At 68.0% G+C, this 25,661-nt stretch carries 24 protein-coding genes, 1 tRNA gene and 1 pseudogene; 9 read left to right on the top strand and 17 right to left on the bottom strand.

Annotated elements, in window-relative coordinates:
• Positions 1–25 precede the first annotated feature (25 nt).
• From E3T48_RS08465 to E3T48_RS08445, 5 genes are all read right to left on the bottom strand, one after another.
• On the bottom strand, positions 26–973 hold the full coding sequence (locus E3T48_RS08465; RefSeq protein WP_241986736.1) for a type II secretion system F family protein: 948 nt from the start codon (positions 971–973) through the stop codon (positions 26–28).
• Positions 961–1,824: a type II secretion system F family protein gene (locus tag E3T48_RS08460; protein WP_134523620.1), complete on the bottom strand. Its 864-nt coding sequence runs from the start codon at positions 1,822–1,824 to the stop codon at positions 961–963. The genes E3T48_RS08465 and E3T48_RS08460 overlap by 13 nt, the downstream gene beginning before the upstream one ends.
• Positions 1,821–3,059 (bottom strand): TadA family conjugal transfer-associated ATPase, encoded by a 1,239-nt coding sequence (locus E3T48_RS08455; protein ID WP_134523619.1) that lies wholly within the window; start codon positions 3,057–3,059, stop codon positions 1,821–1,823. The genes E3T48_RS08460 and E3T48_RS08455 overlap by 4 nt, the downstream gene beginning before the upstream one ends.
• A 333-nt stretch (positions 3,060–3,392) precedes the next feature.
• Positions 3,393–4,199 (bottom strand): 3-hydroxybutyrate dehydrogenase, encoded by an 807-nt coding sequence (locus tag E3T48_RS08450; protein ID WP_134523618.1) that lies wholly within the window; start codon positions 4,197–4,199, stop codon positions 3,393–3,395.
• Positions 4,200–4,258: 59 nt separating this feature from the next.
• Positions 4,259–5,665 (bottom strand): MFS transporter, encoded by a 1,407-nt coding sequence (locus tag E3T48_RS08445; protein ID WP_134523617.1) that lies wholly within the window; start codon positions 5,663–5,665, stop codon positions 4,259–4,261.
• 146 nt (positions 5,666–5,811) lie between these two features.
• Here E3T48_RS08445 and E3T48_RS08440 point away from each other — a divergent pair.
• The 3 genes and pseudogenes from E3T48_RS08440 to E3T48_RS08430 all read left to right on the top strand — a co-directional run bounded on the left by E3T48_RS08440 (position 5,812) and on the right by E3T48_RS08430 (position 7,818).
• Positions 5,812–6,742, top strand: a pseudogene (locus tag E3T48_RS08440) (LysR family transcriptional regulator).
• 70 nt (positions 6,743–6,812) lie between these two features.
• Positions 6,813–6,894: transfer RNA gene (locus E3T48_RS08435), tRNA-Leu, on the top strand.
• Positions 6,895–7,092: 198 nt separating this feature from the next.
• Positions 7,093–7,818: a DedA family protein gene (locus E3T48_RS08430; RefSeq protein ID WP_134523709.1), complete on the top strand. Its 726-nt coding sequence runs from the start codon at positions 7,093–7,095 to the stop codon at positions 7,816–7,818.
• A gap of 40 nt (positions 7,819–7,858) precedes the next feature.
• Here the strand turns inward: E3T48_RS08430 and E3T48_RS08425 are convergent, their stop codons facing one another.
• The 4 genes from E3T48_RS08425 to murI form a co-directional block, all read right to left on the bottom strand.
• Positions 7,859–8,770, bottom strand: coding sequence for a cation diffusion facilitator family transporter (locus tag E3T48_RS08425; RefSeq protein WP_134523616.1), 912 nt, complete (start codon positions 8,768–8,770; stop codon positions 7,859–7,861).
• Positions 8,771–8,909: 139 nt separating this feature from the next.
• A complete protein-coding gene (rdgB, locus tag E3T48_RS08420) occupies positions 8,910–9,500 on the bottom strand; it encodes an RdgB/HAM1 family non-canonical purine NTP pyrophosphatase (RefSeq protein WP_134523615.1) in 591 nt (196 codons plus the stop codon).
• 2 nt (positions 9,501–9,502) lie between these two features.
• A complete protein-coding gene (gene rph, locus E3T48_RS08415) occupies positions 9,503–10,237 on the bottom strand; it encodes a ribonuclease PH (RefSeq protein WP_134523614.1) in 735 nt (244 codons plus the stop codon).
• On the bottom strand, positions 10,234–11,100 hold the full coding sequence (gene murI / locus E3T48_RS08410) for a glutamate racemase (RefSeq protein ID WP_134523613.1): 867 nt from the start codon (positions 11,098–11,100) through the stop codon (positions 10,234–10,236). Before murI ends, rph begins: the two co-directional genes overlap by 4 nt.
• Before the next feature lie 246 nt (positions 11,101–11,346).
• Here murI and E3T48_RS08405 point away from each other — a divergent pair, with 246 nt between their 5' ends.
• A complete protein-coding gene (locus E3T48_RS08405) occupies positions 11,347–12,579 on the top strand; it encodes a beta-ketoacyl-[acyl-carrier-protein] synthase family protein (protein WP_134523612.1) in 1,233 nt (410 codons plus the stop codon).
• 46 nt (positions 12,580–12,625) lie between these two features.
• Complete coding sequence (locus E3T48_RS08400) at positions 12,626–13,954, top strand: nicotinate phosphoribosyltransferase (RefSeq protein WP_134523611.1); 1,329 nt, start codon at positions 12,626–12,628, stop codon at positions 13,952–13,954.
• 96 nt (positions 13,955–14,050) lie between these two features.
• Here E3T48_RS08400 and E3T48_RS08395 read toward each other — a convergent pair whose 3' ends face one another.
• Genes E3T48_RS08395 through E3T48_RS17595 form a run of 3 tightly spaced genes read right to left on the bottom strand, consistent with a single transcriptional unit; the run spans position 14,051 to position 17,445 of the window.
• Complete coding sequence (locus tag E3T48_RS08395) at positions 14,051–14,335, bottom strand: DUF3039 domain-containing protein (RefSeq protein WP_134523610.1); 285 nt, start codon at positions 14,333–14,335, stop codon at positions 14,051–14,053.
• A 42-nt stretch (positions 14,336–14,377) separates the two neighbouring features.
• Positions 14,378–15,952: a hypothetical protein gene (locus tag E3T48_RS08390; RefSeq protein ID WP_241986735.1), complete on the bottom strand. Its 1,575-nt coding sequence runs from the start codon at positions 15,950–15,952 to the stop codon at positions 14,378–14,380.
• A complete protein-coding gene (locus E3T48_RS17595) occupies positions 15,928–17,445 on the bottom strand; it encodes an ATP-binding cassette domain-containing protein (protein ID WP_420898360.1) in 1,518 nt (505 codons plus the stop codon). The genes E3T48_RS08390 and E3T48_RS17595 overlap by 25 nt, the downstream gene beginning before the upstream one ends.
• Positions 17,446–17,768: 323 nt before the next feature.
• Here E3T48_RS17595 and E3T48_RS08380 point away from each other — a divergent pair, with 323 nt between their 5' ends.
• From E3T48_RS08380 to E3T48_RS08370, 3 genes are all read left to right on the top strand, one after another.
• On the top strand, positions 17,769–18,461 hold the full coding sequence (locus E3T48_RS08380) for a phosphocholine cytidylyltransferase family protein (RefSeq protein WP_134523609.1): 693 nt from the start codon (positions 17,769–17,771) through the stop codon (positions 18,459–18,461).
• A gap of 143 nt (positions 18,462–18,604) precedes the next feature.
• The gene (locus E3T48_RS08375; RefSeq protein WP_134523706.1) at positions 18,605–19,387 is read left to right on the top strand and encodes an ABC transporter permease; all 783 of its coding nucleotides are present in this window, start codon (positions 18,605–18,607) and stop codon (positions 19,385–19,387) included.
• Positions 19,387–20,133, top strand: a complete 747-nt coding sequence (locus E3T48_RS08370; RefSeq protein ID WP_134523608.1) for an ABC transporter ATP-binding protein — start codon at positions 19,387–19,389, stop codon at positions 20,131–20,133. The genes E3T48_RS08375 and E3T48_RS08370 overlap by 1 nt, the downstream gene beginning before the upstream one ends.
• Positions 20,134–20,154: 21 nt before the next feature.
• On the opposite strand, the gene E3T48_RS16710 is transcribed toward E3T48_RS08370, so the two are convergent.
• Positions 20,155–20,442: a helix-turn-helix domain-containing protein gene (locus E3T48_RS16710; RefSeq protein ID WP_166789676.1), complete on the bottom strand. Its 288-nt coding sequence runs from the start codon at positions 20,440–20,442 to the stop codon at positions 20,155–20,157.
• A 97-nt stretch (positions 20,443–20,539) separates the two neighbouring features.
• Here E3T48_RS16710 and E3T48_RS08360 point away from each other — a divergent pair, with 97 nt between their 5' ends.
• Positions 20,540–21,502, top strand: coding sequence for a hypothetical protein (locus tag E3T48_RS08360; protein ID WP_241986733.1), 963 nt, complete (start codon positions 20,540–20,542; stop codon positions 21,500–21,502).
• On the opposite strand, the gene E3T48_RS08355 is transcribed toward E3T48_RS08360, so the two are convergent.
• From E3T48_RS08355 to E3T48_RS08340, 4 genes are all read right to left on the bottom strand, one after another.
• Complete coding sequence (locus E3T48_RS08355; protein WP_174844142.1) at positions 21,499–22,800, bottom strand: hypothetical protein; 1,302 nt, start codon at positions 22,798–22,800, stop codon at positions 21,499–21,501. The two genes, E3T48_RS08360 and E3T48_RS08355, sit on opposite strands and share 4 nt — an antisense overlap.
• A gap of 64 nt (positions 22,801–22,864) precedes the next feature.
• On the bottom strand, positions 22,865–23,758 hold the full coding sequence (locus E3T48_RS08350; protein WP_241986732.1) for a glycosyltransferase family 2 protein: 894 nt from the start codon (positions 23,756–23,758) through the stop codon (positions 22,865–22,867).
• Entirely contained in the window at positions 23,751–24,563 is an 813-nt protein-coding gene (locus E3T48_RS08345) for a CDP-alcohol phosphatidyltransferase family protein (RefSeq protein ID WP_134523606.1), read from the bottom strand. Before E3T48_RS08345 ends, E3T48_RS08350 begins: the two co-directional genes overlap by 8 nt.
• On the bottom strand, positions 24,560–25,621 hold the full coding sequence (locus tag E3T48_RS08340; protein WP_241986731.1) for a glycosyltransferase family 2 protein: 1,062 nt from the start codon (positions 25,619–25,621) through the stop codon (positions 24,560–24,562). The genes E3T48_RS08345 and E3T48_RS08340 overlap by 4 nt, the downstream gene beginning before the upstream one ends.
• Positions 25,622–25,661 lie beyond the last annotated feature (40 nt).

Below are 25,661 nucleotides of genomic sequence, written 5' to 3'. Positions count from 1 at the left end.
GGAAATCACTCGGTGGGATGGTGGATCAGAAACCCGATTGCAGGATGAACAGGCCGGGGAAGACCGCGAACAGGATGGTCAGGGGAAGAATGAGGAAGACCAGGGGCACGAGCATTGCCACCTCCTTCTTGCCGGCCACCTCCAACAACTCCCGCTTGGCACTGTCCCGTGAGTCCTGCGCCTGGGCCCGCAGAACCTCGGCCAGGGGCGTGCCTCGGTCCAGCGCGCCGGAGACCTGGTCGACGAGACGGGTCACCGCCGGAAGGTGAAGGCGACCGGACATCGATCGCAACGCGGAGTGCAGCGGCACGCCGATCCGCACATCGGCGACAACGCCGGCGAATTCGCGCGACAGCTCCCCCGTGCTCGTGCGAGACACCCGCGCGAGCGAATCCAGGATTCCCTCGCCCGCCGACAAGGAGAGCGTGAGGAACTCCAGAATCGTCGGCAACTCGCTCTGCATCCGCGCCAGCCGGGCTCCCGCCGCGCGGGTCAGGAACCAGTCCCTCGCCAGGGCGCCGCAGAGGCCGGCCAGCACTGGCAGGGCGACCGGCACCCCCACGGGCACCGAGCGGAAGGCCGGCAGCGCGATGACGAGACCGCCGCCCAGCCCGAAGGCGACAAGCGCCCAGACCACCTGCTCTGACCGGAATCGATCGACGCTGTGATCCGCCCCGGACTGGCGCAGGCGCCGCTCGATCCCGTCCGCACCACCGAGCACGGCCCCGAGTAGCCGTTTGAGGGAGCCGAACGCCGGGGCGAACAGGGTTCCGAGCACGGGGATCGGGTCTACCGACCTTCGGCCGACGAAGGCGCGAGCCTCGGCGGACACGTCCAGGATGTACGGGGCGAGCCTGTGCACGAGTCGAGGCCGGCTCAGACGCGGGATCGTGCTCACCATCGACCACAGGCCGATCCCCAGCGCGCAGCCGCACAGCAGGCCCCACGCCAGCGGCGCACTCACCGGAACCACCGGCGTTCCTCCGGGAGCCGGCCCAGGGCCACCATCACCCGGTAGGCCACGACCGACATGCCGAGGCCGCCGAGCACGACGGCCACGCCGGCACTGGTGTTGTACGCGACGGCCGCCTCCGGCCGCGACCCGAGGAGCAACAGGATCACCCATGGCGCCGCCACTCCCAGCCGTGCGGCATTCACCACCCACGACTGGCGGGCCTCGACCTCGGCCCGGATGGCCGCATCCTGCCGGAGCCAGGCCGCAAGGCTGCGGAGCACGATCGTGAGGTCGCTGCCGCCGACCTCCCTGGCCATCCGCAGGGTTTCGAGGATGCGATCGGCGACCGGGTCGGCCAGGGACTCCTTCAGCCGGTCCACGGCGTAGGCGAAATTCCCGGTGGACCGGTAGTCCCCGGCGAACGCCGCGAACGCGGCCCTGGTCGCTGCCGGGCCGGCATCCGCCAGGCTGCTCACGCTGTCGGGGAGGGCCAGGCCCGACCGCACCGCGGAGACGAGATGGTCGACGACGTCGGGCCAGACCGTATGGTTCGCCCGGCGCGCTGCCCGCGCGCGCCAGGAGACAACCAGCACGGGCAAGGCGATGCCGCCCAGCCCCGCGACGATCGATAGCGCCCCGATGCCGAGGAGCGCCTCGGCGAGCGCGAAGCCGGCCACCCCGAGGACAAGGGAAATCGCCGCGAATGCCGGCAGCGGAAGCGCGCCCAGGCCTGCCTGGGCCAGGTCCGCCCGGAAGGCTCCGCGAGCCCTGCCCCGCCCGGGATCTGCCGCCCCGCGACTCGGCCAGAGGAACGGCGATGCCACCAGCAGCAGGCCGGCACCGAGCAGGCTCCCGAGAACTATGGTCATGCCGCACCCGCACCCGCACGCAGCACAATGGCGGGGTCGAGTCCCGCAGCCAGGAACTTCGTGAGCTTTCCGGGGTGACCGCCGGTCGCCGTGAGCGTTCCGCCCTGGATGAGGAAGATGGGGCTCGCCTCGATCACGGGGCCGGCAAGCCGACCGCTTGGCGCCAGGATCTCGATGACGCGGCGACGGCCATGCCGGTCGATTTCGCAGTGCACCACGATGTCGATGCAGCCCGCAACGGTCGGCAGCACGAACGCCGAGTCGATGTTGCGACCGGCCAGGAGCGGGAGCGTGGACAGCTTGGCCAGGGCATCCCGGGCGCTGTTGGCGTGGATCGAGCACATCCCCGGCAGCCCGCTGTTCAGGGCGATCAACAGGTCAAGGCTCTCCGCCTCGCGCACCTCGCCGACGATGAGGCGGTCGGGCCGCATCCGCAGGGACTCCTTGATCAGCCGGCGCAGGGTGATCTCGCCGGTTCCCTCGAGGCTCGGCTGGCGGCACTGCATGGCCACGACGTCGCGGGCGGCGAGGTCGAGCTCGAAGGTCTCCTCCACCGTCACGATCCGCTCGTTGCGGCGGGTGGCCGTGAGGAGGGCGTTGAGCATGGTGGTCTTGCCGGTCTGTGTCGCGCCGGAGACGAGGATGTTCTGCCCTGACAGAACGCACATCCGCAGGAATTCCGACGCCTGCTGGGTGAGCGACCCCAGTCCGACCAACTGGTTCAGGTCCCGGATGCGCCGGGTGAACTTGCGGATGTTCACTGCCCAGTGCCTGCGGGTGATGTCCGGGATGACCACGTGCAGCCGCGAGCCGTCCGGCAGGGACGCATCGACGAACGGGGAAGAAAGGTCCACCCGACGGCCGGATGCCTGCAGCATCCGTTCGACCAGGTCCCGTACCTCCCGCTCGGAGAGCACCATGTCCGTCAGTTCCGGCACCCCGTCGCGGGCCACGAACACCCGTGACGGCGCGTTGATCCAGATCTCCTCGATGCCCGGGTCGTCGAGGAACGGCTGGAGGGCGCCGAAACCGGTCAGCGACGCCACCACCTCCCTGGCCGCCTGGCGCTCGTCGTGGATGAGGGGCAGGGAGGAGCCGAGGGCCCGCTCGCTGTAGCGCTGCAGCTCGTCGTGCACGTACTTCTCGGCCAGCAACAGGTCGGTCGAGAGATCGACGCCGTCGCGGCGCACCCGGGTCCGGACCTGCTCGGTGATGATGCGCACGGCCTCGCTCATCCCTGAATGATGGTCCACCGGGGCGATGCGCCGGAGAACTTATCCACAGCCCGTCGTCGAGACCCGGTGGTCGAGCCCGTCGAGACCCGGTGGTCGAGCCCGTCGAGACCCGGTGGTCGAGCCCGTCGAGACCCGGTGGTCGAGCCCGTCGAGACCGGTTCGGCATCCTATGGGGCCGCTCCACATCTGCGGCCTACTTACTCGATTCCGGGACTTGGCGATCCGTCGCGAGGCCTCGACAAGCTCGACCACCGCGGCAGGGAGCGAGGCCTCGACACGCTCGACCACCGGGCCTGGCTGGGCGAGGATCGCCTGGGCGGAGCTACCCGGAACTCAGCGGGCGGACCAGCCGCCGTCCATCCCGTAGCTGGAGCCCGTGACCATGGCAGCGTCGGCCGAGGCCAGCCAGGCCACCAGTGACCCGACCTCCTCCGGCTCGACCAGCCGCTTGATGGCGCTCTCCGTCAGCATGATCCGGCCGAGGACCTCCGCCTCGGGGATGCCGTGCACGAGCGCCTGGTCCTTGATTTGCTTCTCGACCAGGGGCGTGCGCACATACCCGGGGCTGACGCAGTTGCTCGTCACCCCGTGCTCCCCGCCCTCGAGGGCGGTCACCTTGGAGAGGCCTTCCAGCCCGTGCTTGGCCGCGACATACGCCGCCTTGAACGGCGATGCCCGGATGCCGTGCACCGAGGTGACGTTGATGATGCGTCCGAAACCGCGCTCGTACATCTGCGGCAACGCCGCCCGGATCAAGAGGAAGGGAACCTCCAGCATGAGCGTGATGATGCGGCGGAAGTCCTCCGGGTCGAAGTCCTGAATAGGGCTGATCGTCTGGATTCCCGCGTTGTTGACCAAGATGTCCACGCCCGCCAACCGCAGGGCCAGCTCCGAGTCGGTCAGCGCGGCCGGGTCCAGGAGGTCCACCGACCAGCTCGACCCGCCGACCTCCGCGGCGACGGATGCGGCACCGGCCTGGTCCATGTCGGCCACCACGACATGGGCGCCGCGGGCCGCGAGCGCTCGGACCGTGGCCGCGCCGATTCCGCTCGCTCCCCCGGTGACGAGGGCTCTTCGGCCCTCGAGGGGTCTGCTCCCGCCCCCGTCGGGTGGCGAAACGGTCTCTGGTGCTGCGGTCATCAGGTGATCCTTCGTGGTGCGGGCTGGCGTGGGCGTGCGGGTCAGGTCACTCGGCAGGGTCAGCCGGCGACCCTCGCCGGCTCCAGGCCGTGCTTGCGGGCGTCCTCCGCGTCGACCTCGCGCAGCGAGATTCCCCTGGTCTCCTTGAGCGTGACCACGGCGACGACGGTGATCGCGCAGGCGATCACCAGGTAGAACGCCACCGGCAGCCAGGACTTGTACTGCTGGAGCAGCGCCGTGGCGATGATCGGCGCCATCGAGCCGGCGAGGATCGAGGTGACCTGGTAGCCGAGGGACACCCCGGAGTAGCGCATCCGGGTCGGGAACATCTCGGCCATGATCGCGGGCTGCCCGGCATACATCAGAGCGTGGAAGCACAAACCGATGGTGATGGCCGCCACGATGACGACCGGGTTGAGGGTGTCGAACATCGGGAAGGCGAAGAACGCCCAGGTCGATCCGAGCACGGCCCCGGCGAGGTAGACCGGTTTGCGTCCGAATCGGTCGGAGAGCCGGCCGACCTGCGGGATCACGAGGAAGTGCACGACGTGGGCGAGCAGCAGGGCGAGCAGGAGCTGGCTCGTGTTGTACTGGTGCACCGTGACCAGATAGACGATCGAGAAGCTGACGATCGTGTAGTAGAGGATGTTCTCGGCGAAGCGAAGGCCCATGGCCCCCAGGATTCCCTTCGGATACTTGCGCACGACCTCCATCACGCCGTAGCTGATCGCCTTCTCCGCCTCGACCTGCGCGCGGGCCTCAAGGAAGATCGGCGCCTCGCTGACGTGGGTGCGGATGTAGTAGCCGATCACCACGATGATCGCGGAGAGCCAGAAGGCCACCCGCCAGCCCCAGCCGAGGAACTGCTCGGCGGGCAGGATCCAGGACATGGTCAGCAGCACGAGGGTGGCGAGCAGGTTGCCGACCGGCACGGCCGCCTGCGGCCAGCTCGACCAGAAACCACGGGTCTTGTTCGGGCTGTGCTCGGCCACGAGCAGCACGGCGCCGCCCCATTCGCCGCCGACCGCGAAGCCCTGGATGAAGCGCAGGACGACGAGCAGCGCGGGCGCCCAGTAGCCGATGCTGTTGAAGCCGGGCAGGCAGCCCATCAGGAACGTGGCCGCACCGACCAGGATGATCGTGACCTGGAGGGTGTGCTTGCGTCCGAGCCGGTCTCCGATCTGGCCGAAGACGATGCCGCCGAGCGGGCGGGCGATGAAGCCGACGGCGTAGGTGAGGAATGCGGCGATGATGCCGTCCAGTTCGCTGCCCGCGTTGGGGAAGAAGAACTTGCCGAAGACGAGGCTGGCCGCCGTGGCGTAGAGGAAGAACTCGTACCATTCCACGATCGTGCCGACCATCGACGCCGCCACGATCTTGCGCAGCCCCGACTTCTCCTCCGGACTGTCCTGACCAGACCCGCTCGTTCCCGGCTTCCCGGCTCCGACGCGTTGATTGACGCTCATGTCTGTCTCCTTCGGTGTCGTCGCTGACACTTGGTGGTCGATGACCGCGGGTCGAGTTCCACCCAACACGGCTCCACTGAGTATTCCCGGAGACCTTCTGTGCATCAATGACCACTTCTACAGATGTCGTGTGCATAATTGCAGATATGTCCCTCGCCGCAGCGCCGCCGCCGTCACCCAATCCCGACGACCTCCTGGTGTTACTCGCGGTCGCCCGCACCGGTCGGTACACCGCCGCGGCCGACAGCCTCGGGCTGAACCACACCACGGTCGCACGCCGGATCACCGCCCTGGAGAAGGCCCTCGACGGGCGTGTGCTCTCGCACACCGTGGGGGGGCTGGGAGCTGACGGAGCTGGGCAAGCGGGCCTTCAACGCGGCCGAGAACGTCGAAGCCGCCGTGGCCGTGCTGAACGGGCCGGCCGGTCAGCTGGGCCAGTTGTCCGGTGTCGTGCGCATGTCGGCGACCGACGGCTTCAGCGCCTACATCGCAGCCCCGGCCGTCGCCGCCCTGCAGCGCACCCACCCGAATCTCCGGGTGGAGATCGTCACGGTGACTCGGCGTGCCCTCCAGCATCGCTCCGGCCTCGACATCGAGGTGGTGGTCGGCGAACCGCAGGTGCACCGGGCCGAGGCCGTAAGGCTCGGCCACTACCGGCTCGGCATGTACGCGTCGCGCGCCTATCTCGCCGAGAAGGGAACCCCGGCGACCGTGGCCGAGCTCACGCAGCATCCGCTGGTCTATTTCGTCGATTCGATGCTGCTGGTGGACGATCTGGATGCCCCACGCCGGCTGGTCCCGTCGATGCGGGCCTCGCTCAGCTCGACCAACGTCTTCGTGCACGTTGAGGCGACCCGCGCCGGCGCCGGCATCGGCTTCCTCCCGTGCTTCATGGCCGACCGGCACCCCGACCTGGTGCGGCTGCTCCCCGCCCAGTTCAACGAGCAGCTGCAGTACTGGATGGTGCTCCGCCCCGAGTCCCTGCACCAACCGGCCGTGGCCACCCTGGTCGCGGCGTTGCGGCATCAGGTCGACTCCTTCCGGCAGGCTCTGCACGGCCGCCCGTCCCCGGCCTGACCGGCCTCCGCTCCAGACGGGACCGGCAGCGGCCGGCCCCCGGCGCACGAACTACACTGGAACCGCAGTCGCGGGAGTGGTGAAATTGGCAGACACGCAGGATTTAGGTTCCTGTGCTTTCGAGCGTGGGGGTTCAAGTCCCCTCTCCCGCACGTGAACAATGCGTCGGATGACGTCGCCCCGAGGTTTGATGCCCGGTGACCGGCGCATACGGTGTTCTCCCGTAATCTGGGGATACCCTGTACCACAGCACCCACGATCACCGCCCCACGATTACCGCCGCCCGGCCGCCCAGGCCACCGACTGGAGACTCATTCGTGATTCACACCGCCTTGGTTCACACCGCGTCGATTCACACGGCCCTCATCCCGTGGCTTGACCCCAAGTACCTGATCGACGGGTTCGGCGCCTGGGCCCTGCTCGGCGTCTGCGCGATCATCTTCGCCGAGACCGGCCTCCTGGTCGGTTTCCTCTTCCCCGGCGACACCCTGCTGGTGATCACCGGCATCCTGACCTTCAACGGCACCATCCAGATCGATATCTGGTGGGTGGCCCTGGCCATCGGCTTCGCCGCGTTCGTCGGCGGCGAATGCGGTTACCTGATTGGCCGCAAGTTCGGGCCGCGCGTGTTCGAGCGCAAGGAATCAGGCTTGTTCAGCGTGAAAAACGTCGAGCGCACCAATGCGTTCTTCGAGCGATTCGGCGGCTTCGCCGTGATCGTCGCCCGTTTCGTGCCGATCGTGCGAACCTTCGCCCCCGTGGCCGCCGGCGTGGGGCGGATGAACTACCGCCGGTATTCGATGTACAACCTCGCCGGCGCCCTGCTCTGGGGCGTCGGGGTGACCTATGCGGGCTTCTTCCTCGGCTATATCCCGCCCGTGCGTGACTTCGTCAGCCAATACATCGATGTGATCCTGCTCGGCGCGGTCCTGATCACGCTGATTCCCACCGTGTTCCACTACGTGCAGGCCACCGTGAAGGCCCGTCGTGCCACCCGCGCCGGCGTGACCACCGCCACCGAGAGTCTGGTGCTCGACCCCGACGTCTTCGAAGGCCACCACAAGCACGACTCCTGACCGTCCGACGCGATCGGCCTGCACCGCTCGCATTGTCGGATCAGAGGTGCGGGTAGTCCTCGTGCGCGGCGTGCTCCGCCGGCTCGAGCTGGAAGGTCGAGTGATCGACGTCGAAGTGCTCGGCGAGGCAGGCGGAGAGGGCATCGAGCAGTTCTCCGGATCCTCCCGACTGGAGCACCGCCGGTTCCACCACCACGTGGGCGCTGAAGACGTGCGCGCCCGATGTGATGGCCCAGACGTGCACGTCGTGCACGGCGACCACCCCGGCCGTCTCCAGCAGGTGCCGGCGGATCTCCGTGACATCCGTGTCGACGGGGGCTGACTCGCTCAGCACCCGCACGACGTCGCGGAGCAGCACGAACGCCCGGGGGCCGATCATCGCCGCGATGACGAGCGACGCGATCGCGTCGGCCTGGGCGAAGCCGGTGAGCAGGATGACCGCGGCCGCCACGATGACGGCCACCGAACCGAGGGCGTCCCCGAGCACCTCGAGATAGGCCCCGCGCATATTGATCGACCCCTTCGCCGCCGGGCGCAGGAGCAGCAGCCCGGCGATGTTCGCGCCGAGGCCGATCACGGCCACGACCAGCATCGGCATTGCCTGCACCTCGACCGGCGACGCGCCGACCAGTCGGGTCACGGCCCCGACCACGACGGAGATCGCCACGGCCACAAGGATCAGCCCGTTGATCAGCGCACCGAAAACCTCGGCCCGCTGGTAGCCGAAGGTCTGCCGGTCGGTGGCAGGCCTGGCGGCCACGACCGTCGCGACGAGGGCGATGACCAGGCCGGCAAGGTCGGAGAACATGTGGCCGGCATCCGCCAGCAGGGCGAGGGAACCGGTGAGGACGGCGCCGATGATCTCGACGACGAGCACGATCGCGACGACGCCGATCGCCACCGTGAGGCGCACGCGGTTGGTCTGCGAGGTGTGCGCGTGATCGTGGCCCATGCGTCAAACGTAGAGCGCGCACCAGAGGATAGCCAGTTGAGCCGCCAGTTGGGAATGAGTGCCATTCTCAGCACCGGGTGACACCGCTCCCGCGGCCGGTGCAGGCCGGTGCAGGCCGGCGAGGGCCAGCCGGCCGCGGTCAGTCGGACAGCAGTTCCCGAATCAGCGGAACCAGCTGTTCGAAGGCCCTCGCCCGGTGGCTTTGCTCGTTCTTCACATTCGGCGTGAGTTCGGCGGCCGAGATGGCATAGCCGTCAGGAAGGAAGATCGGGTCGTACCCGAAGCCCTGTTCCCCGGACGGTTCGGCCAGGATCTGGCCCGGCCATTCCCCGGTGACATGGCGTTCCGTGCCGTCCGGAACAGCCAGCGCCGCCACGCAGGCGAAATGTGCACCCCGGTGGTCGTCTGGCACATCGGCCAGCTGCCAGAGCAGCAGTCTCAGGTTCGCCTCGGCATCCCTGGCCGGGCCGGCCCAGCGGGCGGAGAAGATGCCCGGCGAGCCGCCGAGCACGTCGACGCAGATGCCGGAGTCGTCGGCAATGGCGGGCAGTCCGGTGTGAGCGGCCGCGGCACGCGCCTTGATCAGGGCGTTCTCGACGAAGCTGGTGCCGTCTTCGACGGGTTCGGGGCCGTCGTAGGCGAGGACCTCGATGCCGGGAAGCCGCGGGGCGAGGATGCGACGCAACTCCTCTACCTTGTGAGGGTTGTGGGTGGCGAGGACGACCTGCACGGCTAGCGCCCCAGCGCGTTCTTCTGGAACTCGGTCAGGGTGACCGTGCCGGCCAGCGCCAGGTCGAGCAGGGAGTTCAATTCGCTGCGATCGAACGGGGCACCCTCGGCGGTACCCTGCACCTCCACGAACAGCCCGCGACCGGTGACGACCACGTTCATGTCGGTCTCTGCCTTCGAGTCCTCCGTGTAGGCGAGGTCCAGCATCGGCACTCCGCCGACGATTCCGACGGAAACGGCCGCGACGCTGTCGATCAACGGCTGCGCCCTCTGGCCGAGGAACTTCTTTTCCCGGCCCCATTCGAGGGCATCCGCCAGGGCGACGTATGCGCCGGTGATGGCGGCCGTGCGGGTGCCGCCGTCGGCCTGCAGCACGTCGCAGTCCAGGACGATCGTGTTCTCGCCGAGCGCCTTCATGTCGACCACGGCGCGGAGGCTCCTGCCGACCAGGCGGCTGATCTCGTGGGTGCGGCCTCCGATGCGGCCCTTGACGGATTCGCGGGCCATCCGGTCGTTGGTGGACCGGGGCAGCATGGAGTACTCCGCGGTGACCCAGCCGGCTCCCTTGCCTGCCATCCACCGCGGGACGCCGTTGGTGAAGGAGGCGGTGCAGAGCACCTTGGTGCGGCCGAACGAGATCAGGGCCGAGCCTTCGGCCTGGTCGCTCCAGCCTCGCTCGATCGTGACCTGCCGAAGCTCGTCTGTCGTTCGTCCGTCGGCGCGCACAGTGTCGTTCACAAGGTCTCCTTGTTGGTGTTCGGATGCGATGCCGCGAATTCGACGAGTTCGCTCAGATTGAAGGTGCCGGTCTCGACGAGGTCGACCCGGGAGATGTCCTGGCCGACCAGGCGATGGGCCAGGCTGAGGAAGTCCTCGGCGCTGCCGCCGGTGGCTTCGTAGCGGTAGGTCGGCGGGCGCGTGTCCACGCGTTCGGCGCCCTGGCTGACCAGCGCCCGGTAGACATCGTTGGCCGTCTCGGTGTCGCTGGACACGAGGGTGACGGTGTCGCCCATCACGTAGGAGATGGCGCCGCGCAGGAATGGATAGTGCGTGCAACCGAGCACCAGGGTGTCGACCCCCGCCGCCTTCAGCGGTGCGAGGTACTCCTCCGCGACCGCGAGGACCTCATCTCCGGTGGTCACACCGGCCTCGACGAATTCGACGAATCGGGGACAGGCCTGGGTGAAGAGCCGGATGGTGGTGGCGGCGGCGAACGCATCGTCGTAGGCGCGGGACGTGACTGTCCCGGCCGTGCCGATCACGCCGACCCGGTTGTTCCGGGTGGTGCCGACGGCGCGACGGACCGCGGGCTGGATGACCTCGACCACGGGCACGCTGTAGCGCTCCCGTGCGTCGCGGAGCACGGCGGCGGAGGCGGTGTTGCACGCGATCACCAGCATCTTCACGTCCTGCGCGACAAGGTCGTCGAGCACCTGGAGCGCGTAGCGGCGCACGTCCGCGATCTTTTTCGGACCGTATGGGGAGTGCGCGGTATCCCCGATATAGAGGATCGATTCGTTGGGCAGCTGATCCTTGATCGCCCGGGCGACGGTCAGGCCGCCCACTCCGGAATCGAAGATTCCAATCGGTGCATCCGTCACGACAATCGAGCTTAGTCGGAATCCCCCGTTCCCGACGAAGTGCCCGGCCCGCGTCGGGATCCGCGTTAGCCCGCCTCGCCCGCCCCCGCACCGGGCGATTGTGGGCATATTCTCAGGCTCCGCCGAGAGGCCCTCGCACGTACCAGGGCGGGAATATGGGCGTAACTACACTCGGAATATGGAGCCCGCCAACCGACGGTAACCGCACAGAATGACGTCACATTCGTCGTTTGAGGAGATGACCCAGTGAATGATCGAGTCGTAATTACCGGGTTGGGCGCCTTGACGCCCCTGGGAAACACCTGGCGGGACACCTGGTCGGGACTCACAAACGGCCGAAGCGGGGTGGCGCGGATCACGCAGTTCGACCCCGAGGGTCTGCCGACCCAGATCGCCGGCGAAGTGAAGAACTTCGTTCCCGCCGAGCAGATGTCCATCAAGCAGGTCAGGCGGGCGTCCCGTGCGTCCCAGCTCGCGATCGCCGCCGCCCGCGAGGCCGTGTCCGACGCCGGGTTCGGCCCGTCCATGGAAGGAATCGACACCGCCGTCGTGGTGAACAGCGCCGTTTCCGGCTATGCGGAGATCCAGGAGGCCACCGAACTCGTCAACTCCGGCGGTTCGCGGCGCATCCCGCCGCGTTTCGTGCCGTCGTCGCTGCTCAACATGGCCGCCTGCGAGGTGGCGATCGACCTCGGCGTGCACGGCCCGGTCAACGCCAGCGCCCTGGCCTGCGCGAGCGGCGCCTACGCCCTGCTCGAAGCCCGCACGCTCCTGATGATGGGGGACGCTGACGTCGTCATCGCCGGCGGCGTCGAAGCCGCAATCACGCCCGTCATGTTCGCCGGGCTCAATGCCATGCACGCGGCCTCCAAGAACAACGACTCCCCCGCCGAGGCGAGCCGACCGTTCGACGCCGACCGAAACGGCCTCGTCTTCGGCGAGGGCGCGGTCATCTTCGTGATGGAGCTGCTCTCCCACGCCAAGGCCCGCGGCGCCCGCGTCTACGCCGAGGTCCTCGGCGGGGCGCTGACCAGCGACGGCCACAGCATCGTGGCACCCGAACCGACGGGAAAGTACGCCAGCCTCGCGATGACCCGGGCCCTCGCCAAATCGAAATTGAACCCGAGCGACATCGACATGATCTGCGCGCACGGCACCTCGACCCAGGCGAACGACCGCGCGGAGTCCTCGGCCATTCGCCAAGCACTCGGCAACTCGGCAGACGGAATCGCCGTCACGGCTCCCAAGTCGATGACCGGTCACCTGATCGGCGCGGCGGGAGCCCTCTCCGGCCTGCTCTGCGCCCTGTCGATCCGCACCGGGATCATCCCGCCGACGATCAACTACGTCACTCCCGACCCTGACTGCACCCTCGACTACGTTCCGCTGACCGCCAGGGTGAAGCCGGTCCGTTACGCCCTCGCGAACGCATTCGGCTTCGGCGGCCAGAACTGCATCGTCGCCTTCGGCGCCCTGTAAGTCCTCACCGGGCCGATCGCCGGTCGGTGCGGATAGGGTTTATCGGGTGACCGAATCCTCAGCATTCCGCACCGACCGTTACGAGCTCACCATGGTGGACGCCGCCATCCAGAGCGGCACCGCCGGTCGCGAGTGCCAGTTCGAGGCCTTCGCCAGACGACTCCCCTCCGGCCGCCGCTACGGAATCGTCGCGGGCACCGGTCGTCTCCTCGAGCTCATCCGCGATTTCAGGTTCACGGATGCCGAACTCGCCTGGCTCGACGCCAACTCCGTCGTGCGCCGGCCGACCCTCGACTGGCTGGCCGACTACGCCTTCCGCGGCGACATCTGGGGCTATCAGGAGGGCGAGGCCTACTTCCCCGGCTCGCCCCTGGTGACGGTCGACGGCGGCTTCGCCGAGTGCGTCATCCTCGAAACCCTCATCCTCAGCGTGCTCAACTACGACAGCTCCGTCGCCGGCGCGGCAGCCCGGATGGTGTCGGTGAGCCTGGGCCGGCCGCTCGCGGAAATGGGCTCCCGGCGCACCGGGGAGTACTCGGCCGTCGCGGCGGCCCGGGCCGCCTACATCGCCGGCTTCGCGTCGACGAGCAACCTCGAGGCCGGGCGGACCTGGGGCGTGCCGACGATGGGCACCGCCGCGCACTCGTTCACCCTGCTGCACGACAGCGAGGAAGACGCCTTCCGCGCCCAGGTGGCCGCCTTCGGGGCATCGACCACCCTCCTCGTCGACACCTACGACGTCACCCGCGGGATCGACCTGGCCGTCAAGGTGGCCGGTCCCGGCCTCGGCTCGATCCGGATCGACTCGGGCGACCTGCCGACCGTCGTCGCAGGAGCACGAGCGCAACTGGATTCGCTCGGCGCCGTGAACACCAGGATCACGGTCACCAGCGACCTCGACGAGTACTCGATTGCCGCTCTCTCCGCCTCGCCGGTCGACGCGTTCGGGGTCGGCACATCCGTCGTCACCGGATCCGGGCATCCCGCGGCGGGCATGGTCTACAAGCTGGTGGCTCACCGGGACGACGCCGGCGAATGGGTCTCGGTCGCCAAGACGTCCACCGCCAAGGCGGGCGTCGGCGGCCGCAAACGCTCGGTGCGACGCCTCGACGCTGCCGGAATCGCGCGTGCCGAAATCGTGCTGGTCGGCCAGTCGGATGATGACACCTCCGGCCTCGAGGCCCCGGACGGTCGTGACCGCGCCCTGCTCGTGCCGTTCGTCACCGACGGCGTCATCGACGAGGCCTACCTCGGGGTCGCCGGCACGGTGCGGGCCAGGACCCACAATGCTCGCGTCATGCAGGAGCTGCCGATCGAGGCGTTCCGGCTCGGCCGCGGAGATCCCGTCATCCCCACCCTGTACCGCCAGGCCTGACCCTACTCCCGGAGACCGGGCGGGCGATGACCCTACTCCCGGTGATCGAGCTTGTCGAGATCCGCGGTCTCGACACGCTCGACCACCGACGGCGGACTAGCCCTTCATCTTTTCGTAGATGGCCTTGCAGGTCGGGCAGACCGGGAACTTCTCCGGGTCGCGTCCGGGAAGCCATTTCTTGCCGCACAGGGCGCGCACCGGCTTTCCGGATATCGCGGACTCGAGGATCTTGTCCTTCGGGACGTAGTGGGAGAACCGCTCGTGGTCCCCCGGCTCGATCTGCTCTTGGTTGATGAGCTCCTCGAGCTCGCGGTCGAGCGTGGAGATGCCGCCGCCCGGCTGGCCCGGTTCTGCAATGCTCGCGCGAAAGTCTTCAGTCATACGAACATTGTAGGCAGGAGCGGGACGAGCGGTGTGGGCGACTCAGGCTCGAATCGCGGACGCGAGCATCTCCGGCCCGCGCCGTTCGAACGTGCGGGAGCCAAGCCAGATGCCGCCGATAAGGGTGAGCAGGCCGACTCCGACGCCCGAGAACAGCGCCGGCAGGTGCCAGATCGGATCGGAGAATATGCCCAGGACGGCGAAGGAGATCGCCGGGAGGGACAGCAGGATCGAGCCGGTGAAGGTCAGCGACTGGATCATCGCCGCGGCGGTGTCGGTCGACTGGGGCTGGGCGAATGGGCTGTCCCCCGGTTTCGTCGACGGGTACGGAAACCTGGCCGAGGTGTAGCTGGAAAAACCGAGCCCGGTGAGGAGGATGCACGTGCTCACGCCGAGCACCGACGGGAGCACCGCCCAGTCCCCGAAGAACGAGACGCTGACCGCCGAACCGATCCCGATCAACGGGATGCCGACGAACAGGGTCGGGACCAGGCGTCCGATCCGATCGGCGAATCCCCGGGTGCCGGAGGCGACGTGGAGCCAGATGGCCGTGTGGTCGTAGGCGACGTCGTTGTGCATCGTCCAGCCGAGGAAGATGCACATGAGCGGGACCGGGAGCAGGGCAAGGTAGGGGAGCGGCACCCCGGCGAAGGACAACGGCAGGATGACCAGGATCGGAATGACAGGGATCATGACGAGTGACATCCAGTAGCGCGAGTCCCTGCCCCAATATGTGAGGCTGCGTGCCGCGATGACGCCGATCGGGGTGTGCGGCATCCGGTCGAACCAGCCGAGGCCGCCGTACTGGCGGGCCTGGGCCTCCCTGCCCGGGGTGACGAGCATCCGTGCGACCAGGGCCTGCCAGGCCAGCCAAAGAAGGTAGACCGTGGCGGCCGCGATCAGCAGCTTGAGGAAGGCCGTCCCCCAGGCGCCGGTGGCGGCGTCGCCGGGAACCGCCCAGGCGGCCCCGAGGGGCGTCCAGCCGAGGATGGCCGAGAGCCCCCCGAGAAGGTCGAGGCCGTAGCGCTGCCAATCGAGGTTGAGAATGAGCAGCACAACCGGGGCCACCATCACCAGGAAGAGCACGCCGATGATGCCGGTGAATTCCCGGGACCGGCGGGTCGACAGCAGGAATGCCGCGATCGAGGTGCTCACCCGGGAGGCCAGCATGCAGGTCACCAGCAGAATGGCGGCCGCCACCATGGCCAGCAGCGTCTCGATGACACCCCGCGACCAGGTCACGACGGTGCCGAGGAGCACGAGCGAGAGCACGAGGGCCGGCACCCCGACCAGCGAGGCGAGCGCAAGTCCTCCGGACAGCCGACGATTCGGGATGCCCATGGTCGCGAACTTCCGCGGGTCCATGCTGTCGTCAATGCCGAAGACCAGGGGAACGAGCAGGAATCCGAGCACGACGATCGACCCGGCGACGACCAGGCCGTCGCGAACGGCGACGATGTCGCCGACGAAGCGGAGTCCGACCAACAGGATGACGAGACCGACAGCGACGGCAAGGCCGTAGAGGAGCGCGATCGCGATACCGACGGCCTGCCAGGGGCTGCGCCGGAACAGGTTCGCGAGCAGGCGGAGTTTCAGTCCGAGAAACTGTGCAGCCACTCCATGCCCTCCGCAACCTTGCGTCCGCCGGCAAGCTCGATGAACCGCTCTTCAAGGGTCTTCTCACCCCGGACCTCGTCGATCGTCCCCGCAGCGAGAACGGCGCCCTGCACGATGATGGCCACGTGGTCGCAGACACGCTGGATCAGGTCCATGCCATGACTGGACAGCACCACCGTGCCGCCGCTGGCCACATACTTCTGCAGTATCTCCGTGACATTGACCGCGGAGACAGGGTCGACAGACTCGAATGGTTCGTCGAGCACGAGGAGCCTCGGCGAGTGGATCATCGCGCAGGCCAGGGCGATCTTCTTCGTCATGCCGGCCGAGTAGTCGGCGACGAGCCGGTTGAGCGCATCTTCCAGGCCGAACGCCGCGGCAAGGTCTGCCGACCTCTTGCGAACTGTCGCCCCGTCGAGTCCCCGCAGGACACCGGAGTAGTAGAGCAGCTGCGCCCCGGTGAGCCGGTCGAACAGCCGCAGCCGGTCCGGCAGCACGCCGATGATGCGCTTGGCTGCGATCGGGCTGCCCCAGACATCGATGCCGTGCACCTGGACGGAGCCCGCGTCGGGCCGGAGAAGTCCGGTGATCATGGAGAGGGTCGTGGTCTTGCCCGCGCCGTTGGGGCCGACGATGCCGTAGAAGGACCCCTCGCGAACCTCGAGGTCGATCCCGGAGACGGCCACGGTGTTGCCGAAGCTCTTCTTCAGCCCGGTCAGCGACAGGACGACCGGGGTGAGGGGCTCGTCCGAGACCGGCGGGGCCGACTTCGGACTCCGCTTCGTCGAGGCACGCAATGATCGCGCCGGCGCCTTCCGGGGAGCCCGGACGGCCACCGCCTGGGGTGCCTCAATGTCTGCCTCCGGTGCCGCGACGGTTACGGCATCGTCGGTCGGCAGGGTCTCGGCGTTCGTGGCGGGCGCTGCCGTCGACGCGGGGACTGCGACCGGATCCGCAACGGCCGGGGCATCGACGATCGGCTCGAGTTTCGCGGGCGTCGAGTCAGCAGCCTTGGCGGTAGCGGGCTCGGACACAGGGGGTTCGACGTGCGCGGTCTCAACGTGCGCGGTCTCAACGACAATCGGCTCGGCGACCGTCTGGCCAAGCGAGGAAGCGAGCGCCGCGGCCCTGGTCGCTGCGGCCTTTGCGGCGCGTGCCTTCGCGGTGTCGGCACGCGCCGCACTCGACTTGGCGGCCGATTCGGCCTTGGCGGTGGCCGTGCGCGTTGCCGTTGCCTTCGCGGCCGCGGGCCTGGTCGTCCGGGGCTTCGGCGCTGCCCCAGCAGACGTCGCCGGAGCTTCCGAGTTGTCGGCGCGCGGCGGGGCGGCGGGCTTGGCACGCGCAGCGGGTGTTCGGGCGGTACCCGTCGGCCGGGCCGGAGTCTTGCGAACCGGGGCCTTGCGCACGGGCGCCCCGGGCGCCGCGGGCGTGGACATCCGAGTGTCGTGCTGGTCCGTTGTATTCTGCGACTCCGCAGTGGTCTCAACCACCACGGGTGGGACTGTCGTCGGCTCGTCGGGCTCGGAGTTGGGGGGCACAAGAGTCACCTCGCTAACCTACCAAGGACCGTCCGACACCGCAGGTTTGCCGGTCAGCTGAAGACACAAAACGAAGCCGGTTCGGCGCCGGCGTTCACGGAATTGGCGCGCGCCGGAACCGCCTCTTCCCTCTGATAGAGGGCATAAGGTAGACTGATGCTGGCATAACGGCGTGTCTATACGTGAACTTATGGGTGAACCCTAGACAAACTTGTTCGAAACAAGAGTCTTATGCATCGAATGCAGGGGTCACTCGAATCTTTTTTTAGGAGACAATCGTGACCACCCAGGTAGTCATTTTGGCAGCAGGCATGGGTAGCAGACTCGGTCGTTCGCTTCCGAAGCCGCTCACCGAGCTCAACGACGGTCGAACGATCATGCAGCAGCAGTTCGACAACATCGCGCACGCCTTCGGCAAGAAGGCCAAGGTCACCATCGTGGTCGGCTACAAGCTCGAGCACATCATCGAGGCGTTCCCGCAGGCATCCTTCGTGTACAACGAGGAGTACGACCAGACGAACACGTCGAAGAGCCTGATGCGCGCGTTGCAGGCGTCGAGCACCGGCGGCGTGCTGTGGATGAACGGCGACGTCGTCTTCGATCCCGCCATCCTCGACCGCGCCGCAGCGATGGTCGCCCGCGACCAGTCATTCGTCACCGTCAACACCTCGAAGGTGTCCGATGAAGAGGTCAAGTACACGACCAGCGCCGAGGGTTACATCAAGGAATTGTCGAAGACCGTCAAGGGCGGGCTCGGCGAAGCGGTCGGCATCAACTACATCTCGAGCGCATACAAGGCGATCCTGCTGCACCACCTCGCCAAGGTCGGCGACCAGGACTACTTCGAACGCGGCATCGAACTCGCCATCGAGAGGAACAACCTCCTCGTCGAGCCGCTCGACATCTCGGACTTCTACGCGGTAGAGGTCGACTTCGCTGAAGACCTGGAACGCGCGAACCTCTTCGTCTGAAGCAGACATCGACGTCGACGTCGCCCCCCGGCACCGAGCAGGTGCCGGGGGGCGATTTCATGCCCTGGACCCGCGTCATGAGAGGGTGGAGCCGGGCAGGGCCGGCCTCACCTACGATTGGTCGAGTGAGTAGTCATGCGGTAGTGCGCCCCGAGCAACGCACATCATTTGCGCGCTACCGGCATTCGCTCTGGCTGCTGACCCAGCGCGACCTGCGGGTTCGCTATTCGACGTCGCTCCTCGGCTACTTCTGGTCGATCCTCGACCCGCTCGTCATGGCCGGCATCTACTGGTTCGTCTTCACCCAGGTCTTCCAGCGCGGCGTGGGCCACGAGCCGTACGTCATCTTCCTTCTCTCCGCCCTACTGCCCTGGATGTGGTTCAACGGCACCATCTCCGACTGCACCCGCGCATTCCTGCGTGAGGCGAAGCTCATCCGCTCCACCCGGATCCCCCGCACCATCTGGGTCAATCGTCTGGTGCTGTCCAAGGGAATCGAGTTCCTGGCCTCCGTGCCGGTTCTCCTCTTCTTCGCGATCCTGGCCGGCGCACCGATCACGGCGGGCGCGTTCCTGTTCCCGCTGGCCATCCTGATCCAGAGTGTTCTGACCGCCGGGATCGGCCTGATGGTCGCGCCCCTGGTCGTCTTCTTCCGCGACCTGGAGCGAGCGGTCAAGCTCGTGCTCCGGTTCCTGTTCTACGCCTCCCCGATCATCTACAGCACCTCGGACCTTCCCGCCCAGTTGCACTTCTGGGCCGCGTTCAATCCGCTGAGCGGGATCTTCAGCCTCTACCGGGCGGCTTTCTTTCCCGGCGACCTCGACTGGCTCACCGTCGGCGTCAGCGCCGGGATGTCGTTGGCCATGCTCGGCCTCGGGATCCTGGTTTTCAAGCGCACCGAGCGCGCAGTCCTGAAGGAGATCTAGTGGCGGCGCCAGTCATTTCGCTGACCGGGGTCGGCATCCGTTTCAGGCGGAACCGCCGCGGTCGCCGCAGTTTCAAGGACCTCTTCGCCGGCGGGCGGCGGCGCAGTCGTCCGGACGAATTCTGGGCGCTCCGCGAGGTCTCCTTCACGGTGCAGCGCGGCGAGGCCATCGGCGTCGTCGGCCGCAACGGCCAGGGCAAGTCGACCCTCCTGAAGCTGGTCACCGGTGTGGTCCTTCCCGACGAAGGCACCGTGCACGTCACCGACGGGGTCGCGCCGCTGATCGAGATCACCGGTGGTTTCGTGGACGATCTCACGGTGCGGGACAACGTCTACCTCACCGCGGGCCTGCACGGCATGACCCGGGCCCAGATCGACGCGCGCTTCGACGATATCCTCGACTTCGCCGAGATCGGCGACTTCATCGACACCCCTTACAAACATCTGTCCAGCGGCATGAAGGTGCGGATCGCCTTCGCCGTGATCTCCCGGCTCGAGGAGCCCATCCTCCTGGTGGACGAGGTGCTCGCCGTCGGCGACAAGGCGTTCCGCGAGAAGTGCTACCGACGGATCGAAGAACTCCTCGCCGGCGGGCGCACGCTTTTCTTCGTGTCCCACAACGAACGGGACCTCCGCCGGTTCTGCGCGCGCGGCCTGTACCTGGACAAGGGTGCGCTCGTGCTTGACGCCCCCATCGACGAGGTCCTCGCGCTCTACAACGAGCAGTACGGCATCAAACCGGCCTGAGCACTGGCCGGGCGGGGCGCTTCAGCGCACCGGGCGAATGACGCCGACCTCGAAATCATCGCGGGCCGACGGTAGCTGGCCGGTCGAGAACCCGCTCATCAGGTCTCCGGGTTCGAGGCCGAGCACCGCGGCAAGCCTGATCAGGGTGTGAAACGTGGGGTTGCCGTGACCCCTGTCAATTCGGGCATAGTTGGACACGTTGAGTCCGGCCAGGTGGGCCACAGCCTCCTGATTGAGTGACAACTGGCGGCGTCGCAGACGGAGGCGATCGCCCAGGATGCGGGATGCTTCGCAGGAAGGCTCTGGCATCCTCCATCTATAGACTCCGCCCACGCATCCCGCCAGTGGTCGGGCGGAAGTCGGCACCGGCACGTAAACTCGTCGCGAGACTAAGGAGAGCAGTTCGATGGCAAGGAAACCCAAACCGATCGTGTCGACCACCGGCGGACTGCCCCACGGCGGCCAACTGCCGCCCGCCATCGCCAAAGGCTTCGACCGGGTCATGGCGATCCATCGCCCGGCGGTGCTCGCGCACATCCGGTCGATCCGCCGCCGCTCCCCGCACGCCGGTCCCATCGAGCTCGTGCAGATCCTCGAACGGCGCTACCTCGCCGCGGTGACCACCGGGGGCGCTGCCGTCGGCGCGACGGCCGTGATACCGGGCGTCGGAACCGGGATCACGCTCGCGCTCTCCGGAGTCGAAACGGCCGGCTTCCTCGAGGCCACGGCGCTGTTCACCCAGTCCGTGAGTGAAGTGCATGGGATCACCGTCGACGATCCGGAGCGCGCGCGGGCGCTGGTGATGACCATGATGCTCGGGCACGAAGGCTCTGACCTGGTGCGCCAGCTCGCCGGCCAGTTTTCCGGTGACGGGACCGCGCGCACCGCGTATTGGGGAGAACTCGTGACGACCAGCCTCCCCCGAGCCATCATGGGACCGCTCTCCGACCGGTTGCAGAGCGCATTCATCAAGCAGTTCGCGGCCCGCGGCGGCGCCAGCCTTCTCGGCAAGGCCCTGCCGTTCGGGGTCGGGGCGGTCATCGGCGGCGCCGGCAACCACATCCTCGGCAAACGGGTCATCCACTCATCGCGGCTGGCGTTCGGCCAGGCCCCGGCGGGGTTCCGCCCCGAACTCGAACCCAGGGCCAGGGCCGTCATGGTGCGCGAAATCGACGTGCGGGAGGCCGCCGGGCCGGAGACCGCCCTGCTCACGGGACGCTCCGCCAGGCTCAGCCAGCTCGGCCGCGGAACGCTCGGGAGGCTGCCCGGCCTGGTACCCAAGGCCCTGCGCCGGGCCAGGGCGGAACGAGGAACCGATGAGGGCGCATCCGGCCTCGCTCCGGACGGTGCCCTGCGCCCTCCGGCCTAAACGCCGTCGTCGGCGTCGTCGGCGTCGTCCGGGGTCACCGGGCGGGCGTCGAGGACGTCGACGCCCGCCGCCGCCGGGTGCATCGCGTCGAACCGGTCCCATTCAACCATCAGGTGCTGCACGGCAGCATGGAAGCGCTCCGTGGCGACCCCGGCCCGGGTGTCTCCGAAATACCGCTCCACCCACACTCCCAGCCGCTGCTCCACCTCGCTGTCATGAGTCAGGTCCTCCAGCACCTGCACGACGTCGCCGGCTGCGGCGGCGTCCAGCCACTCGCAGTCCGAGAGGTACCCGCTCGAGTCGATCTGGGCGGCTGCGTCGGCCGGGCGCGTCACCATGAGCGCCTTGCCCGCGGCAAGACGGTCGTAAACCATGGCCGAGATGTCGACGATGGCCACGTCCGCCGCGGAGAGCTGCCAACCCAGGTCGGGGCTCGCGTCGAAGATGTGCCTCGCGGACGCGTCACGCGAGTTGGCCGAGGCGATCGCCGCGATGATCCGGCGGTTCGCTGCCGCATACTCTGCGCTGACGACACCGCTGCGCGGGTGCGGCCGGTAGATCACCCGGTGCCGTCCGGTGTCGAGCAGGGCCGTCACGAGCGCCACACCGTGCGTCGCGATCGATCCGTAGGCGGCGGCCGGCCGGTCTCCCTCCCAGGTCGGGGCGTAGAGCACCACCTGGCGTTCGTCCGGGGTATACGGGAGCTTCCCGCTGTAGTGGTCGGCCTGCGGTCGCCCGATCTTGATTGCCCGCTTGTCGAAGTCGTAGTCCCAGAGCACCTTGTCGAGGCGGGCCAGCGCCGCATCCCCGGCGACGAAGGCGTAGTCGTAGGCCTTGACCTGATTCGTGACCATGTACATCTTGTCGCTCTCACCGTGGTTGATGAAAACGTGCCAGCGGCGCCCATAGCGCATCATCTGGAAGTTCCGCGGGTTCTGGTTGACGTACAGCACGATCCGGATGTCCTGCTCCTCGAGCACCCGTTCGAGGTCCGCGATCTTCCGCACGTAGGCGACCGGCACGGGTGCCTCGTCGATCAGGGGAAGAGCTCCACTGCCGCTCCGGCTGAGAATGAGCACCGGCCACTTCTCGGCGAGCTTCGCCAGCGGTTTGTACCACTGACGCATCTGGTAGAGGTTCACACCGCCGTCCGCGAAGTACACCGCGATTTTGAAATGCCGGTTCGGCCTGAGATCACGTGCCGCAAGCCGCCCGTTGAGGAGTCGCTGAGCCTTGCGCGATGCCGTGACGTCCCTGACCAACTTGAACGCAAGCCTGACGTCTCTTTGTATACCCACCAGTCAAGAGTACCGATTGCGGCAGGCCCGCGGCTCCCCATGACCCCCGAATGGGCGGTGGCAATCAGACGATGGGCGGACGACCGGCCAGGGTCATCCGCCACACGGTGCGGGCCTTGAGCGGTCGGCGCTCCCCTGGGTCGCTGGTCCAGCCCTCGCGGAAACCGCCGAACCAGGCCCGCAGGGCAGGCCGGTTGCGCGACCAGCGCAGGAGTTGGATGGCCAGCCATGCACCCGCGTAGACGGGAACGAACGGCGCGGGGAGGTTTCGGCGGGCGAGCCAGACCCGGTTGCGTGCGTTGAGACGGTAATAGTCAGCGTGCCGGGTCGGCTGGATCACCGGGTGATTCGCGACGAGGTCTCCCGCATACCAGGTGCGAAGCCCCAGGTCCCAGACCCGCCAGGCCAGTTCGATTCCCTCATGGGCGTAGAAGAACGGTTCCGCCCAGCCCCCGGTCGCGTCGAACACCGTCCGGGGCAGAAGCACCGCGCCCTCCCACACCGAGAAGACGTTGCTGGAGTGTGTGGCGTCGCCCTTGCGAATGCGCGGGATCCAGCGGCGGGGCGAGGTGAGACCGGAGGGATCGACCACCCTCGGCTGCACGAGGCCGATGGTCGGGTCGGCGCGGAGCATGGCGATCGCCTCGCTGAGGAACCGCGGGTCGGGGATGCTCGCGTCGTCGTCGAGGAAGAACAGGAATTCACCGGCGACGGAGGAAACCCCGCGGTTGCGCCCGGCCGGAATACCGAGATTGGTGGGCAGCCCGAGGGACTTGACCCCCGCCGGCAACCCGGTCGGCTGCCAGCCGTTGCCAACGCAGACGATGTCAAGGTGAACATCCTGCTGGTCGAGCAGTGAGTGGATGCCGCGGGCCAGGTCGTCGGGCCGCGTCCCCTGGGTGAGCACGACGACGCCGACCGTCGGAGTGACGGCCCCGATCGGGGTGCTCTCAGGCACGGACACGCCTGGAGGCCATGATGGCAACGAAGTGACCGACCAGGGCAAGGAACGACAGCGGGATGAGCACGATCAGCACGACCCGGTCAACGAGGGGCTCACCCAGGAAGCTGCCGAGAATGGCGGTGACGAAAATCAGGATTGTCAGCTCGACCGAGTGGTACAGGCGATGGAACGGCAGGAATCTGGCGAGCCGGCGCACCTGGGCGAGGCGGCTGGAGGTGAGGGTCTTCTCCCCGCGAGTGTCGGAGAGCTTCGTGAGCCCGGCGTTCGCCCTGGCCACGTGAACCATGTCGTTGAGCGCCTTGTTCAGCACGATGATGAGGGCGAGGAGCAGGCCGAGGGTGGTCCAGAGCAGGTCGGCCGGCGCCTCGAACGGGAAGGCCGCCGCCCTGATGCCGAATGCGATCGGGATGAGGGCCTCGGTCGTGTAGTGCCCGACCTTGTCGAGGAACACACCGGCCGGAGAGGACTCCTTGCGCCAGCGGGCCACTTCGCCGTCGCAGCAGTCCACGAGCATCTGCAGCTGGCCGAGGATGAGCGCCAGCAGCGCGCCCCAGACGCCCGGGATGAGCAGTGCGGCGGCCGTCGACCAGCCGACCAGGATCATCAGCCCCGTGACCCCGTTCGCGGTGATCCGGGTCTTCAGCAGCATCCAGGTGATGTACGGGGAGATGTCGCGCAGGTAGAGCGAGGCGGTCCAGTGCTCGGCGTTCGCCCGCAAGCGAACCTCGGGCGGCTGGGCCACGGCTCGCAGCTCGGCAATCGACGCCGGTCGAGCGGACGCGGGTGTTCCTGGCGTCATGGGTGCCTCCCGGTGTGGGCCGTGATGTTGTCGGTGAGTTTCAGATACCCGAGCAGGAATCCGATGCCCCAGCAGAAGTGGATGCACGGCAAGACTACGAGAAACCAGAGCCCGGCACGAAACCCGTCCGGCCGGGTGACGGCCACGGTGGCGACGGCGACGATGAGCAGGTAGGCCGCGGGGGCGACGAAACCGAGGAGCAGCCACGGCGCCGTGCCGGCGGGCATTGTGGCGACCCCGGCCACGCCGAGAAGCAGGCCGAGCACAACGCCGACCACCATCACCGGCGGTGCGAAATAGCGGATGCCGTTGGCCGCCGGGAAACGCCGGGCAAGCTCGCCGCGCCAGAGCCCGGTGGAGACCATCTGCCGGGCGAGCCGGGCGAGGCTCGGGCGCGGGCGGTAGACCACGCGCAGGCGCGGTGTGAACCAGACGGTCCCCCCAAGGTCGCGGATGCGCCGGTTGAGTTCCCAGTCCTGGCCACGTTTGATGCCCTCGTCGAACAGGCCGACCCGCACCAGGCTGTCCATCCGGAAACAGCCGAGGTAGACCGTCTCCGCCCTGCCTTCAGGGCCGCCGACGTGCAGGGGCGTGCCACCGAGGCCGATCTTCGTGCCGTACGCGCGGGCGACGGCTTTCTGGAAGGGGCTCTCGCCCTGGGCATCCATCACGCCGCCGACGTTGTCAGCCCCCGTGCGTTCGAGGGTTTCCACGGCGATGCGCGCGTAGTCCGCCGGCAGCACCGAATGGGCATCCACCCGGATCACGACCGGATATTGCGACGCCCGGATGGCGATGTTGAGTCCGGCCGGCGTAGACCCGACCTCGTTTTCGACAACCCGGATGCGCGGGTCGACGGAGGCCATCTCCTCGACGAGTTCGGTGGTGCCGTCGATGCTCGGCCCGAGGGCGAGGGTGACCTCGAACGGTCCGGTGTAGTCCTGGTCCAGGAGGCTGAGAACGGCGTCGCGAACATGGGTGACGTCGTTGAGCACGGGCATCACATAGGACACTCCGAGCAGCCGCGTGTCTCCACGAGGTGGCACCTGGCTGGTCATTTTTGCATTCCTCCGGAGGGTCGCTCGAGCCTACCAGCCG

It is taken from the genome of Cryobacterium fucosi (assembly GCF_004403515.1).
GTDB classification, from domain to species: Bacteria; Actinomycetota; Actinomycetes; order Actinomycetales; family Microbacteriaceae; genus Cryobacterium; species Cryobacterium fucosi.
This window is presented reverse-complemented; position numbering and strand designations above follow the sequence as displayed.

What these genes read in the sequence shown, in the direction of transcription:
- E3T48_RS08340 (WP_241986731.1), bottom strand. Translation starts at nt 25,621, where the DNA reads ATGACCAGCCAGGTGCCACCTCGTGGAGACACGCGGCTGCTCGGAGTG.
- E3T48_RS08425 (WP_134523616.1), bottom strand. Translation starts at nt 8,770, where the DNA reads ATGGGCCACGATCACGCGCACACCTCGCAGACCAACCGCGTGCGCCTC.
- E3T48_RS08450 (WP_134523618.1), bottom strand. Translation starts at nt 4,199, where the DNA reads ATGACCGCAGCACCAGAGACCGTTTCGCCACCCGACGGGGGCGGGAGC.
- E3T48_RS08360 (WP_241986733.1), top strand. Translation starts at nt 20,540, where the DNA reads ATGGCAAGGAAACCCAAACCGATCGTGTCGACCACCGGCGGACTGCCC.
- E3T48_RS08445 (WP_134523617.1), bottom strand. Translation starts at nt 5,665, where the DNA reads ATGAGCGTCAATCAACGCGTCGGAGCCGGGAAGCCGGGAACGAGCGGG.
- E3T48_RS08460 (WP_134523620.1), bottom strand. Translation starts at nt 1,824, where the DNA reads ATGACCATAGTTCTCGGGAGCCTGCTCGGTGCCGGCCTGCTGCTGGTG.
- E3T48_RS08455 (WP_134523619.1), bottom strand. Translation starts at nt 3,059, where the DNA reads ATGAGCGAGGCCGTGCGCATCATCACCGAGCAGGTCCGGACCCGGGTG.
- E3T48_RS16710 (WP_166789676.1), bottom strand. Translation starts at nt 20,442, where the DNA reads ATGCCAGAGCCTTCCTGCGAAGCATCCCGCATCCTGGGCGATCGCCTC.
- E3T48_RS08395 (WP_134523610.1), bottom strand. Translation starts at nt 14,335, where the DNA reads ATGACTGAAGACTTTCGCGCGAGCATTGCAGAACCGGGCCAGCCGGGC.
- E3T48_RS08345 (WP_134523606.1), bottom strand. Translation starts at nt 24,563, where the DNA reads ATGACGCCAGGAACACCCGCGTCCGCTCGACCGGCGTCGATTGCCGAG.